This window comes from uncultured Shimia sp. (assembly GCF_913054185.1).
Classification (GTDB): Bacteria; Pseudomonadota; Alphaproteobacteria; order Rhodobacterales; family Rhodobacteraceae; genus Shimia.
The window spans coordinates 69784-83231 of sequence record NZ_CAJXIV010000005.1; the positions used below are offsets into that span (position 1 = coordinate 69784).

Genomic DNA, 13448 nt, shown 5'->3' on the forward strand with positions numbered 1-13448 from the left:
GCGAACGCTATCACTCTCAGGGTTGGCATTCCACCTCTCGAATTGAACCGGTCACATCTCAGGTGCCATCTCGACCAGTGCATCAGCAAACTCTGTGCACATCACAATCTCGACGCGCTGTGGGTCATAATAAGCATTGGCCTCTCCACAAGGCACAACCGAAATTAAGAGATCCTCCGGCAACCGGAACTCCTGATTCAGCGCCTCAACCTCCGCCCGCACGACCTCCGCCGTCAGTGAGCCTCCATCGCTATCTATCTCGAAGTCGCCCAGCTCAAGTGTCTGACCACCTTTGTCATGCACAATCTCATCCAACGCCCCGCCCCAGCTTTGCGCCGCCTGATCATACTCATCCGGACAATACTCTGCGCGCTCCTCAGGCAGGCCAAGATCTTCGGCGACATCCTCCCGCTCATCCGGGTTTGCCCCATAGAACAAGCAAACGGTATTGTAATAGCGCTGCAAATCTGGCCCATGTACGTCCCAAAAGGCAACTTCGGCGCTGGCCTCAGCTTCTCCCATGAAGCCAAACGCGGCATCATAAGCCAGTTGAACCGCACTTTCTTCTTCATAGAAGGCATCGATCAAGAAAATCGACAGCACATCCGCCGCGTCTTCTTCCTGCCCAAAAATCGGCAAGCCAAGAATGTCGATCAGCGCATGACCCAACTCGTGATAGAAAATCCCAAGCAGGTTGCTCTCGACATAAGCGATGCTATCATCGCTGGTGCTGTCAAAGGAGAGCTCGGCCTGTGCAGGACAGGCCAGAGCAAGCGCGGCGGCAGTGCAAAGTGGTCTCAACATGAGACCAATCACATCGGCATCAGAGCCCAGTAGTCAAGATCAAGCAGCACATCCGGCTGGTATTTCCCATCTTCACCTTTCAGCGCAAACGGCTCCCCGCCCTTCGTGGCCACCAAACGCAAACGGATCGCCCCCACACCAGGTGCCGAGGTTTCCGCCTTGTCCAGCACCTCAGACCAGGCTTTCACGGTCAGACCAGAGAACGCCGGATTGGCATGTGCACCACCATTGAGACCCACAATCATCTGCGCGTTGGCCAGACCATTGAACGACAGCGTCCGTGCCAGCGAAATGATGTGCCCGCCATAAATCAGGCGCTGCCCATCAGGACGGAAGGTGGCATCAAAATGCACCTTGGCGGTGTTCTGCCACAAACGCGTCGCCATCATGTGCTCTGCTTCTTCCAGCGTCACACCATCAACGTGATCAATGGTTTCGCCAGTCTCATAGTCGCCCCAGCGATGCGCTTCGCCCGCTTGAGCAAAATCATAGCCGGTGAAGTTCAACCCCTCTGGGATCACCAAATCAGCTGGATCAATCACCTTGGACAGCTCCGGCACCACAGTCTCCGGCGCCGGGGCATTTATATCGCGTTTGCGCACCATGACCCAGCGCACATATTCCATGACCACCTCGTCACGCTGATTCATGCCCCGCGTGCGCACATAAACCACACCGGTTTTGCCATTGGAGTTCTGTTTCAGACCAATCACTTCGGAACTGCTGCGCAACGTGTCGCCAGCATAGACCGGCTTCAGCCAGCGCCCCTCGGCATAGCCGAGGTTTGCCACAGCGTTGAGCGACACATCCGGAACCGTTTTGCCAAAGACCACATGGAATGCCGCCAGATCATCCAACGGTGATTGTGGCAGGCCAGAAGTGCGCGCAAACTCATCGCTTGAATACAAAGCGTGACGCGCGGGATAAAGCGCATGATACAGCGCCCGCTCCCCTGCCCCTACGGTGCGTGGCACCGCGTGCTCGATCACTTGACCGAGTGTGTAGTCTTCAAAAAACCGGCCCGGATTGGTCTTGGCCATCAGTGTTCTCCCAGTTTGGTCTCCGGGGTGTAGGTGCCCTCCACGTCTTTCACCACAGATTGACCGCAGCGCATCACGCCGGTCTTGTGGCAAAAGGTCTGTGTCGGGGAGCCATACAGCTCCCACCCCTTGTTAAGTGCGTCCGTCACCTTGTGACAAAACGCCGATGTGTCTTCTTCAGATAAAAAACGATACAGTTTCATGCCTTTAGCCTCCAAAAGGGTTGGGGCCGATCAGCCCGTGAATATACCCGATCACACCCATCAAGATGATGGAGGCGACAAAGAACATGCCGTCTTTGGCAATGCTGCCGGACTCGGTTGGTTCCCAAGGCCCTTCGGATTTGTTGATCACTACAATCTCGGCAAGCGCCCAAACCAACAGGCCGCCAAACAAGATCAGAGACGGCATGTCGCCGTTGACCCAAAGATGAGCCCCCGCCCACAACGCAAATCCGATCAGCATCGGGTGACGCACTCCGTTGAACAGTTTGCCTTTGCGCGGCGCCGGGCTCATCAGGAAAATGGCAAACAAAACCGCCAGATTGTTGATGTGTTTGGCAAAGCCTGGCGCCACCCACAAAACGTCTTCCACAGGCGCAGCCCGATAGCCAATCACCATGAGCACCACCGACGCTGCAAGAGCAATGGCCACCAGCCCCCTGCCCTTGTCGCCCATAGGCTCGCGCACGCCAGGCATTGCCCGCTTAAAGAAATGGGCCCCTGCCCAAAGTAGCACCCCAAGAACCAATAGTGTCATCTTGCTCTCCGCTGGATTATTTGGTTGTGGGGGTAGAGTTAACCTTCCAACGCGGCAATTGCATCCGCCTTTGCCAAAATTTCACGCGCGGTGACAACGTGCAGGTTTTCGACAATCTTGCCATCCACCACAGCCACGCCCTGCCCACTGGCGTCGCACTCTTCAAAGGCTGCAATTTGACGCTTGGCCAGATCAATTTCCGCCTCGCTTGGGGCAAAGGCAGCGTTGGCCACATCAACTTGGGCTGGGTGGATTAATGTTTTGCCGTCAAAGCCCATGTCGCGGCCCTGATCACACTCCGCTTTGAGCCCATCCGCATCTTTGAACGCATTATATACGCCATCGACAATCACAATGCCTTCCGCCTTCGCCGCCAACAGGCAAAGACCCAGCCCCGCCATCATAGGCAACCGGTCCGGGCGGAACCGGGTCTGCAGCTCCTTGGCGAGGTCATTGGTGCCCATCACAAAACCGCTCAGCTGCGGATATGCGGCAATCTCTACCGCGTTCAACATGCCGCGTGGTGTTTCCATCATCGCCCAAATTGGCTTGTCCCCAATCAACGCAGCCAAAGCATCCAGCTGCGCAGCGCTTTCGACTTTGGGTAGCAAAACCGCATCACAATCCATGGCTGCTGCGGCTTTGGCATCCGCCGCGCCCCATTGCGTGTCCAATCCATTGATCCGCACAACGCGCATCCGGCTGCCGTAACCACCCTGAGTCAGCGCCTCCGCCAATGTGGAACGGGCGTTTTCCTTTTCGTCCGGCGCCACCGCATCTTCGAGATCAAAGATGATTGCATCCACCGGCAAACCGCGCGCTTTCTCCAAAGCACGGTCCTTGGACCCGGGAATGTATAGAACCGACCGAAAGGGACGTGCGCGCTGATCCATGACTCTCTCCGCAATTATGTTGCGCAGAGAGGTGCATTTTTTTTAGAAAACTTCAAGAACAATTTTGCCGCACCGCAGAAAAGTCTCACGCCATCTCAAGCAGATGCGCCAAATGTCGTGGTTTTGGAAACAATGAAATCGTTACGTTAACCATTTTTAAGCCCCAACCTGTGCACACTCACCCCATCGCTTCCTGTGGGAGGAACGCAAAGACGGTTCAAAAGGACCGCGATCATAAGAAGAGGCGAGAGCTTTAACATCCATGGCGTGCAAAAGGCGCGCACATGCCTTCTTAATGAGAGGAAACCACATGAAACGCACTTTTTTGACCCTGACGGCCGGTCTTGGCCTTTCGATCTGCGCCACCTCAATCGCCCAGGCACAGAACATGCAACATTGCGCCACCCGCGACCTGGTTGTGGAACGTCTGGCCCAGAAGTACGGGGAATCCCGTCAGGCGCTTGGTCTTGGCACACAGGGTTCAATGGTGGAGATTTTTGCCTCCGAAGATTCCGGCAGTTGGACCATCACCGTCACCATGCCAAACGGCTCAACCTGCCTGATGGCGACCGGACAGTCTTATGAAAAGCTTGCCGAGGCTCTGCCTGCCAAAGGTGACGACGCTTGATGTCAAACGCCTTGATGGAAGCGCGTCCTAATTCAGCGTCACGCCGGTGATTATCCAGAGCGTCTAAGTCCCCGCAAAAGGACCCGCTCTGACACGGCGTGATGCACAGCTCACACCCACCCAGGCGCCGAGAAGCAATAACGGCGCCAAGATGGCCCAGAACACCAGCCCTGGGGTGTCGGGACAGGCAGTTTTGTTTTCCCAACGCGACAACGAAGAAATGACCGTCGAAGGCCCTCCTGTTCGCCTTGCAAAATCCGCATGTCTGACCAGTTCAAGTTGACCTAATAGAGCCGCAGCATTGCAAATCCACCGACAACAACAGCGGCACCATCTCCCCAGTGCCTGCGTTGAAACCGAGTTCCGCTTTGGAGATGTCGGCGAAAACCGCGGCAACGCCCAAAAATCACACTTCTAGAGAATCAGTCATACAAAAACAGGCGCCCCTTTCGGCGCGCCTGCAGAAAATCGAGACATCTCATGCTGCAAAGCAGCGTAGATGCGATTACTTGCCGTCAAGAATCTTCTTGCGCTGATTTTTGTATTCTTTCTCTGTTACCAGCCCATCCGCATATGCCTTTTCGAGCGAAGCAAGTTGGTCGCCAACGCTCACAGCCTGCACGTTTGTCGTTGCGCTTCCGCCACCACAGGCGGACACGGTCATGGCCACCAAAGTCAGTGCCATCAGGGTTTTCAGAGTCGTTTTCATTTTTTGTTCCTCAACGAAGCCTGTGAATTATCCCGGCCATCTACTCACATGCGCAATACCAAATCAAGCGCACCAAGCCATACAAATCGCGCAAGAAATTGCCCCACCCACCATCGATCACACATGCGGCAGTTGACCCCGCTGAGGCTTCAAACACTTGCGTCAACGCGCAATACGACTTAAGCCACCCGCGATAATCAACCGGACCGGAGACTGATCCCATGGCACGACCAAAGATCGCCCTCATCGGCGCAGGTAACATCGGCGGCACGCTCGCCCACCTCGCTGCAATCAAAGAACTTGGTGACGTTGTACTGTTTGACATCGCTGACGGCCTGCCTCAGGGCAAGGCGCTCGACATCGCGGAATCTGGCCCCGTTGAGAAAATCGACGCAGCCATGTCTGGCTCTTCTGACTACGCAGCCATCGCTGGTGCGGACGTCTGCATTGTGACCGCAGGTGTGGCCCGCAAGCCGGGCATGAGCCGTGATGACCTGCTGGGCATCAACCTGAAGGTCATGAAATCTGTTGGCGAAGGCATCCGCGACCACGCGCCAGACGCTTTTGTTATTTGCATCACCAATCCGCTGGACGCGATGGTTTGGGCTCTGCAGAAATTCTCTGGCCTGCCGACCCACAAAGTTTGCGGCATGGCAGGTGTTCTGGACAGCGCACGCTTCCGCCACTTCTTGGCTGAAGAATTCAACGTCTCCATGCGCGACGTGACGGCGTTTGTTCTCGGCGGCCACGGCGACACCATGGTGCCGTCTGTACGTTACTCCACCGTTGGCGGCATCCCATTGCCAGACCTGATCGACATGGGCTGGACCACACAAGAGAAACTGGACGCCATGGTTCAGCGCACCCGTGATGGTGGCGCTGAAATTGTTGGCCTGCTGAAGACGGGCTCTGCCTTCTACGCGCCAGCCGCCTCCGCCATCGAAATGGCCGAAGCATTCCTGAAAGACCAAAAGCGCGTTCTGCCATGTGCCGCCTACTGTGACGGCGACTTGGGCGTGAAAGACATGTATGTTGGCGTACCAACCGTGATCGGCGCAGGTGGTGTTGAGAAGGTTGTGAACATTAAGCTCAACAAAGAAGAGCAGGAAATGTTCGACACCTCTGTGAAAGCCGTAAAAGGTCTCGTAGACGCCTGCAAAGGCATCGACAGCTCGCTGGCATAAGTCGCACCAAAATAAATTTGAAAAAGGCGCCCATCGTGGCGCCTTTTTTTTGTGTTTAGAAGGTTGTTGGCACGCGCCCATCTTGAATATCTTGGAGCGCGGCGTCCACCGCCCCGGGTGACAGATCCACCTGCGCATTTGGAAACACCGCTTTGATCTTGGCTGGCACGTTCACATCAAACGTCTTTGTCCGTCCAAGCAGGTTGAGTACCATCGCCTGAAACCCGCTGATTTCTTTGACGTGCCTGTAGAGATCATCAAGATACGGTCCGTCGTCACGGTTGTCCCAAACATCCTGAGCCTGTCGAATACGTGCAGGGTTATGGGGCTTGAGAACTTTACCGTCCGGCGCCTTCTTGCGCATTTTGTCGAGCCAATGCGCCTTGGTCATACCGTCAAAATGCAAAATCGCGCGCTCCGGAAACTCGCGTTGTCCCTTTTGTACAGGCGTTCCTTCCGGCAACCGCGCCCGATGTAAGGCAAGCGGCAGGCCTGAGGAAACGCGGGTGAAAGCTTTCCCGTGCCAGTACCCCGCCAAGCCTTTTTGCAGGTATCGCGCATAATTCCCGTACAACAACGGCAACGCCCGATGAATGCGCGGCGGGAACGGCACGCGAAACGCGCCAGTAAACACATCCGACTGCAATTGCCCCCGGCGATGCACCCTTTCCCCGTTTGGCACCACCACAGTCAACACCTCTGCCGGCTGCTGCTGAAGGAACGTAAACAGGGCACCCGCGTTGGTGACATATTCGTCAGCATCAATGTGGGCGATCCAATCTGCCGCACTTTGCGCCATCGCGGCATCCGCATTGATGGTTTGACGGACACGAAAATCCCAGGGGCGCTCCCCCTTGGTGCTGTTTTGCCAATAGACCGCATCACAATTTATGATCTGAATTTTCGGATGATCCCCAACCAGAGCCTCCAATTCAGGGTTTGGTGCGTCCAGATGCAGCCAAATCTTGTTGACCCCCAAATCCACATGATGTGCCAGAAACCCCAACGTCACCGCCGTTGGCTCAAAAGCCGTTGTCACAATATCCCAACGCAAATGTCTTCTCCAAATCGATGCCTTGCCGGCCCAAAAACTGCCCACTGAATGGTGAGGACAGCATGCTCTGTAAAACAACAATGCGCGCCTGACTGTCAATTATTTCGTTTTGGTTGCGTTGGCCAGCAAACTGCATACACTTTCTGCATGTATGCGCTTTGGCGCCCCCAGTTCTTTCAATCAATCCGTTTGAGGCCTCCTATGTTCCATCGCCTAGTTCTTCCAGTCGCCCTGATATCTTTCGCAACTTTGACCGCCTGCGGAAATTACCAAACAACTTCGGACCGAAGCGTGCGTGGCGGCCCTCAGATCGAGCCGCCTGTTTCCCCGGGGCCCAACAATCAAGTCCCATCTCAAGGGTATCCGACGACAGCATCATCCTACGCCGTCTCAGCTTGCCCGCAGGGGACCACCTTGATGAGCACCCCGTCCGGCGTGACATCTTGCACCCCAACTTAGACACACACCCTCACAGCTCTGGACAGCACCGTAGTCGACATGTCCCGCCTGGACCGAGTCAGTCAGGGTGGAAGCCTCGGCAATAGGTCAACCGGTCGCCCGTGGGAGCGGTGCGGTCACATCAAAACCGCTGCCTGTGACCTGGCTCTAATTCTGGGTAAAAACCCCAAGCCAATGAGGGCGCATCAAAGTTCATCCGCACCAAACCGTTGGCGGTAACGCTGCGCAGCAAGCCGACTCGCCTGCGCATCCCCTTATTTCACAGACATTTTAATTAACTTGTGCGGCTTTCCGCCGAGCGCAGTCAATTTGTGATCACACGATTTCAAACTGTGATCACAAATAAGAAAAAATCCACCATTCCTGTCGAATTTGCTTATCGGCTCGACAGGACTGTGCCAGAACCAATCCAATCGTAGCAAGATGGGACAGTTCCATGAACATCCACGAATATCAGGCGAAAGCCCTGCTTCGCTCCTACGGCGCTCCGGTGTCCGAAGGCCGCGTCGTTCTCAAAGCAGAAGACGCCAAATCCGCCGCTGGTGAACTTGATGGCCCACTTTGGGTTGTAAAAGCACAAATCCACGCTGGTGGCCGCGGCAAAGGCTCTTTCAAAGAAGCTGACGCAGGCGAAAAGGGCGGTGTCCGCCTTGCCTTCTCAGTCGAAGAAGCCGCTGAAGAAGCCAAAAAAATGCTGGGCCGCACCCTTGTGACCCACCAGACCGGGGCCCCTGGCAAACAGGTCAACCGCATCTACATCGAAGATGGCTCTGACATTGAAAACGAACTCTACCTGGCTCTGCTGGTAGACCGTGCCACCTCCCGCGTGTCGTTTGTCTGCTCCACCGAAGGCGGCATGGACATCGAAGAAGTGGCCGAAGCCACCCCTGAGAAAATCCTGTCCTTCTCTGTCGATCCAGCCACTGGTTACCAAGCCTACCACGGCCGCCGCATTGCCTTCTCCCTCGGCCTCAAAGGCGCGCAGGTCAAGCAGTGTGTGAAGCTGATGGGTCAGCTCTACCAAGCCTTCATGGAAAAAGACATGGAGATGCTGGAGATCAACCCGCTGATCGTTCTGGAAGGTTCCGGCGATCTGAAAGTACTCGACGCCAAAGTCGCGTTTGACGGCAACGCCATGTACCGCCAGCCCGCTATTGCAGAGCTGCGTGACGAAACCGAAGAAGACCCCAAAGAGCTTGAGGCCTCCAAGTATGACCTCAACTACATCGCTCTGGACGGCGAAATCGGCTGCATGGTGAATGGTGCTGGTCTGGCGATGGCCACCATGGACATCATTAAACTCTACGGTGCAGAGCCTGCGAACTTCCTCGACGTTGGCGGTGGCGCCACCAAAGAGAAAGTGACCGAAGCGTTCAAAATCATCACGTCTGACCCACAGGTCAAAGGCATTCTTGTGAACATCTTCGGCGGCATCATGCGCTGTGATGTGATCGCAGAGGGTGTTGTCGCGGCTGTGAAAGAAGTTGGCCTGCAGGTTCCATTGGTTGTGCGCCTTGAAGGCACCAACGTGGAAGCCGGCAAAGAGATCATCAACACTTCCGGTCTTGATGTGATCGCGGCGGACAACCTGTCTGACGGCGCCGAAAAAATCGTCAAAGCGGTTAAGGGCTGAGTCGAGATGCGTATCGCTTTTACAAGTCTTGCAGCGGCAGCAACTATTGCCGCTTGCCAGCCTACGGCGGACCAACCTCGTCCTGGCGCGGATCCAGTGTCTGTTTCTGAAGTCATTTCTGTTCTCGATGCAACTTGCGGAGCAACTCGTCCAAGTTTCTCCGGTGTCGAAAACCGCATGGCTGCGAAAGGGCTGACAATCCAAGCCGGAGAGGAGTTGCGCTCTCCAACGTCAAGTATCGTTGGACGCGTAACAAAAACTCAGGAAGGCACCCCCATTTGTTGGGTAGGTGGCACTCATCTGGGTGACTTGGTTGCGTTGCAAGAACAGCTGGTTGCGCGCTACGGCGGCGCAAAATTTTCGGACTATGCCTATTTCGGAACGGCGCAACTTACCCAATACGATCGCGGATCAAAAGGTAAGATGTTGATCAGCTTCGGCGGCGGCAAAATGGGCGATGCCACGACAAACTATCTTCTGGGGATCGTGGGCGAGTAACGCCCCCCTGAAACACAAACCCGTGAGAAATTCCTCACGAAAATCAGGAGAAGCCACATGGCCATTCTCGTAGACGAAAACACAAAGGTAATCTGTCAGGGCTTCACCGGCTCTCAGGGCACCTTCCACTCTGAACAAGCCATCGCTTATGGCACCAAAATGGTCGGCGGTGTGACCCCGGGCAAAGGTGGCATGGACCACCTCGGCCTGCCGGTCTTCAACTCCGTGCACGAAGCCAAAGCCACTACCGAAGCCAACGCTTCCGTGATCTACGTCCCGCCGCCCTTCGCAGCGGACTCGATCCTCGAAGCGATCGACGCTGAAATGGAACTGATCATCTGCATCACCGAAGGCATTCCTGTGCTGGACATGATGAAGGTGGAGCGCGCGCTGCAAGGGTCCGCGTCCCGCCTGATCGGTCCCAACTGCCCCGGCGTGATCACCCCTGACGCCTGCAAAATCGGCATCATGCCAGGTCACATCCACAAGCGTGGCTCCGTGGGCGTTGTGTCCCGCTCCGGCACGCTGACCTATGAAGCGGTGAAGCAGACTGCTGACATCGGTCTGGGCCAGTCCACTGCTGTGGGCATTGGCGGCGACCCCATCAAAGGCACCGAGCACATCGACATCCTCGACATGTTCCTGTCTGACGATGAGACCCAGTCGATCATCATGATTGGTGAAATTGGGGGCTCCGCAGAAGAAGAAGCCGCTGAGTTCCTCGCCAACGAGCGCAAAAAAGGCCGTTGGAAACCAACCGCTGGCTTCATCGCTGGTCGCACGGCCCCTCCCGGCCGCCGCATGGGCCACGCTGGCGCAATTGTTGCCGGTGGCAAAGGTGGCGCAGACGACAAGATCGCCGCAATGAAAGAAGCCGGCATTGTTGTTGCCGACAGCCCAGCCGGTCTTGGCGAAGCTGTGCTCAAAGCGATCGGCTAAATGCCAACCGCTCGGCATATCAACATTGGGCAGCGCCCGACCCACGGGGGACGTTTTGCGTCCTCCCACGGGGAGGGAAAGGCGCTGCTCGACAATACCGCCGGGCACATAACTCAAAGGTGAACGCGAAAAATTATGTTTCTGCGCAACCTGCGCTAAGTCTTTTGAAACACTCCCGCGTTCATCTACCCCCCAGCCAGCCCTATTTGGGGCCAATATAAATCCGGTCCCATCCTTCACGAGGTGCCATCATGACCGAACAGTCGCCAAACGACATCTTCCACGCCTCCTCCTTTATGCAGGGGCACAATGCGGAATACCTCGAACAGATGTATGCCCGCTACGCCGCCGACCCCGCTGCGGTTGACGAAGTCTGGCAGGAGTTCTTCCGCCAACTTGGTGACGCAGAGCTGGACGTCAAGGCAGAGGCTTCCGGCCCGTCTTGGGCACGGAACGATTGGCCGCCACAGCCAAATGATGACCTGACCTCTTCCCTGACCGGCGAATGGCCGGAACAGGTTGAAGCCAAGGCCGCTGGTAAAAAGATCAAAGAGAAAGCCGCCGCATCCGGCGTTGAGGTCTCCAACGAAGCCATCAAACGTGCGGTGCTGGACAGCATCCGCGCCCTGATGATCATCCGGGCCTACCGTATTCGCGGCCACCTGATTGCCGACATCGACCCGCTGGGCATGCGCGATCAGACCCCACATCCGGAGCTTGACCCAAGGTCCTACGGCTTCTCGGACGCCGACATGGATCGCCCGATCTTCATCGACAAAGTCCTGGGTCTGGACATCGCCACGATGCGTCAGATCATGGACATCGTGAAGCGCACCTACTGCGGCACCTTTGCGCTGCAATATATGCACATCTCCAACCCCGAAGAGGCGAGCTGGCTGAAAGAGCGCATCGAAGGGTACGACAAGGAAATCACCTTCACCCGTGAGGGCCGCAAAGCGATCCTGAACAAATTGGTTGAGGCTGAGGGCTTCGAGAAGTTCCTGCATGTGAAATACATGGGCACCAAGCGCTTTGGACTGGACGGCGGCGAAAGTCTCATTCCGGCCATGGAGCAGGTGATCAAACGTGGCGGCAGCTTGGGGGTTGAAGAAATCGTCATCGGCATGCCCCACCGGGGCCGCCTGTCGGTTCTTGCCAATGTGATGGCCAAGCCGTACCGCGCGATTTTCAACGAATTCCAAGGTGGCAGCTTCAAACCCGAAGATGTCGATGGTTCCGGCGATGTGAAATACCACCTCGGCGCGTCCTCAGATCGTGAGTTTAACGGCAATACCGTCCACCTCAGCCTGACCGCCAACCCGTCCCACCTGGAGGCGGTGAATCCGGTTGTCTTGGGCAAAGTTCGCGCCAAGCAAGACCAACGCAACGACGATGCGCGCAGGTCCGTCATGCCAATCCTGCTGCACGGCGACGCCGCCTTTGCCGGCCAAGGTGTTGTGGCGGAGTGTTTTGCCCTGTCCGGCCTGAAAGGCCACAAGACCGGCGGCACCATGCACATCGTGGTGAACAACCAAATCGGCTTCACCACCGCGCCGCACTTCTCACGCTCCTCCCCGTATCCAACTGACAACGCGCTGGTTGTGGAAGCGCCTATCTTCCACGTGAACGGCGACGATCCGGAAGCCGTGGTGCACGCTGCAAAAGTGGCGACCGAGTTCCGTCAGAAGTTTGGCAAAGACGTTGTCCTCGACATCTTCTGCTACCGTCGCTTTGGGCACAACGAGGGCGACGAGCCCATGTTCACCAACCCGATGATGTACAAACGCATCAAGAAGCACAAAACCACACTGACGCTGTATACCGAACGTCTGGTGAAAGACGGCCTCATTCCAGAGGGTGAGATCGAGGATATGAAAGCCTCTTTCCAAGCCCATCTGAACGAAGAGTTCGAAGTTGGCAAAGACTTCAAACCCAACAAAGCTGACTGGCTGGATGGGCGCTGGTCTCACCTGGACAAACGCGGCGAAGACTATGAGCGCGGCCAGACCTCGATCAAGCCGGAAACTCTGGCAGAGATCGGCAACGCGCTGTCCTCCGTGCCCGAAGGCTTCCCACTGCACAAAACCGTGGGCCGTCTTCTCGACACCCGAGGCAAGATGTTCTCTTCCGGCAAAGGCTTTGACTGGGCCACAGCCGAAGCCATGGCTTTTGGCTCGCTGATGACCGAAGGTTATCCCGTGCGCCTGTCCGGTCAGGATGCCACCCGCGGTACCTTCTCTCAACGCCACTCTGGCATCATCAACCAAGACACGGAAGAGCGCTACTACCCGCTCAACAACATCCGTGCCGGTCAGAGCCAGTACGAAGTCATCGACTCTGCATTGTCTGAATACGCGGTGCTTGGCTTTGAATATGGCTTCTCACTGGCAGAACCCAACGCGCTGACCCTTTGGGAAGCCCAGTTTGGTGACTTCGCCAATGGCGCGCAGATCATGTTTGACCAGTTCATCAGCTCCGGCGAAAGCAAATGGCTGCGCATGTCCGGCCTGACCGTTCTGCTGCCACACGGTTTTGAAGGCCAAGGCCCGGAGCACTCCTCTGCCCGTCTTGAGCGCTTCCTGCAGATGTGTGGTGGCGACAACTGGATCGTGGCCAACTGTACCACCCCGGCCAACTACTTCCACATCCTGCGCCGTCAGCTGCACCGCACTTTCCGCAAGCCGCTGATCCTGATGACACCAAAGTCCCTGCTGCGCCACAAGATGGCGATCTCTGAAGCAGAAGACTTCACCGATGGATCGTCCTTCCACCGCGTGCTGTGGGATGACGCCCAAAAAGGCAACTCCGACACCACGCTGGCCAAAGACAAAGACATCAAACGCGTCGT

Annotated in this window: 13 protein-coding genes; 6 read left to right on the forward strand and 7 right to left on the reverse strand. The window is 56.4% G+C overall.

The genetic code is table 11. From position 1 onward, the window contains the following. Positions 1–51: 51 nt before the first annotated feature. Genes QZ517_RS02250 through QZ517_RS02270 form a run of 5 tightly spaced genes read right to left on the reverse strand, consistent with a single transcriptional unit; the run spans position 52 to position 3496 of the window. Positions 52–804 carry a DUF4344 domain-containing metallopeptidase gene (locus QZ517_RS02250; RefSeq protein WP_294221429.1) on the reverse strand — a complete coding sequence of 251 codons (753 nt, stop codon included), beginning with the start codon at positions 802–804 and terminating at the stop codon, positions 52–54. Between the two features lie 8 nt (positions 805–812). Then, positions 813–1844, reverse strand: coding sequence for a MaoC family dehydratase (locus QZ517_RS02255; RefSeq protein ID WP_294221432.1), 1032 nt, complete (start codon positions 1842–1844; stop codon positions 813–815). Next, a complete protein-coding gene (locus QZ517_RS02260; RefSeq protein ID WP_164644933.1) occupies positions 1844–2047 on the reverse strand; it encodes a DUF1737 domain-containing protein in 204 nt (67 codons plus the stop codon). Before QZ517_RS02260 ends, QZ517_RS02255 begins: the two co-directional genes overlap by 1 nt. Before the next feature lie 4 nt (positions 2048–2051). Beyond that, positions 2052–2603, reverse strand: a complete 552-nt coding sequence (locus QZ517_RS02265) for an NnrU family protein (protein ID WP_294221438.1) — start codon at positions 2601–2603, stop codon at positions 2052–2054. Positions 2604–2641: 38 nt separating this feature from the next. Beyond that, complete coding sequence (locus QZ517_RS02270) at positions 2642–3496, reverse strand: CoA ester lyase (RefSeq protein WP_294221443.1); 855 nt, start codon at positions 3494–3496, stop codon at positions 2642–2644. Between the two features lie 310 nt (positions 3497–3806). Between QZ517_RS02270 and QZ517_RS02275 the strand changes: the two genes are divergently transcribed. Further along, complete coding sequence (locus QZ517_RS02275) at positions 3807–4124, forward strand: hypothetical protein (protein ID WP_283427043.1); 318 nt, start codon at positions 3807–3809, stop codon at positions 4122–4124. Between the two features lie 505 nt (positions 4125–4629). Here the strand turns inward: QZ517_RS02275 and QZ517_RS02280 are convergent. Continuing rightward, positions 4630–4833: a hypothetical protein gene (locus QZ517_RS02280; protein WP_294221450.1), complete on the reverse strand. Its 204-nt coding sequence runs from the start codon at positions 4831–4833 to the stop codon at positions 4630–4632. 221 nt (positions 4834–5054) lie between these two features. Here QZ517_RS02280 and mdh point away from each other — a divergent pair, with 221 nt between their 5' ends. Then, the gene (gene mdh / locus QZ517_RS02285; protein WP_294221454.1) at positions 5055–6017 is read left to right on the forward strand and encodes a malate dehydrogenase; all 963 of its coding nucleotides are present in this window, start codon (positions 5055–5057) and stop codon (positions 6015–6017) included. A 55-nt stretch (positions 6018–6072) separates the two neighbouring features. Here the strand turns inward: mdh and QZ517_RS02290 are convergent, their stop codons facing one another. Continuing rightward, complete coding sequence (locus tag QZ517_RS02290) at positions 6073–7071, reverse strand: glycosyltransferase family 2 protein (RefSeq protein WP_294221458.1); 999 nt, start codon at positions 7069–7071, stop codon at positions 6073–6075. Positions 7072–7966: 895 nt separating this feature from the next. On the opposite strand from QZ517_RS02290, the gene sucC reads away from it, so the two are divergent. From sucC to QZ517_RS02310, 4 genes are all read left to right on the forward strand, one after another. Beyond that, positions 7967–9163: an ADP-forming succinate--CoA ligase subunit beta gene (gene sucC, locus QZ517_RS02295; RefSeq protein ID WP_294221461.1), complete on the forward strand. Its 1197-nt coding sequence runs from the start codon at positions 7967–7969 to the stop codon at positions 9161–9163. A gap of 6 nt (positions 9164–9169) precedes the next feature. Further along, positions 9170–9661: a hypothetical protein gene (locus QZ517_RS02300; RefSeq protein WP_294221463.1), complete on the forward strand. Its 492-nt coding sequence runs from the start codon at positions 9170–9172 to the stop codon at positions 9659–9661. A gap of 57 nt (positions 9662–9718) precedes the next feature. After that, complete coding sequence (sucD, locus tag QZ517_RS02305) at positions 9719–10600, forward strand: succinate--CoA ligase subunit alpha (RefSeq protein ID WP_283427049.1); 882 nt, start codon at positions 9719–9721, stop codon at positions 10598–10600. 251 nt (positions 10601–10851) lie between these two features. After that, positions 10852–13448, forward strand: a 2597-nt coding sequence (locus QZ517_RS02310) for a 2-oxoglutarate dehydrogenase E1 component (RefSeq protein ID WP_294221469.1), incomplete at its 3' end; no start/stop codon positions are given.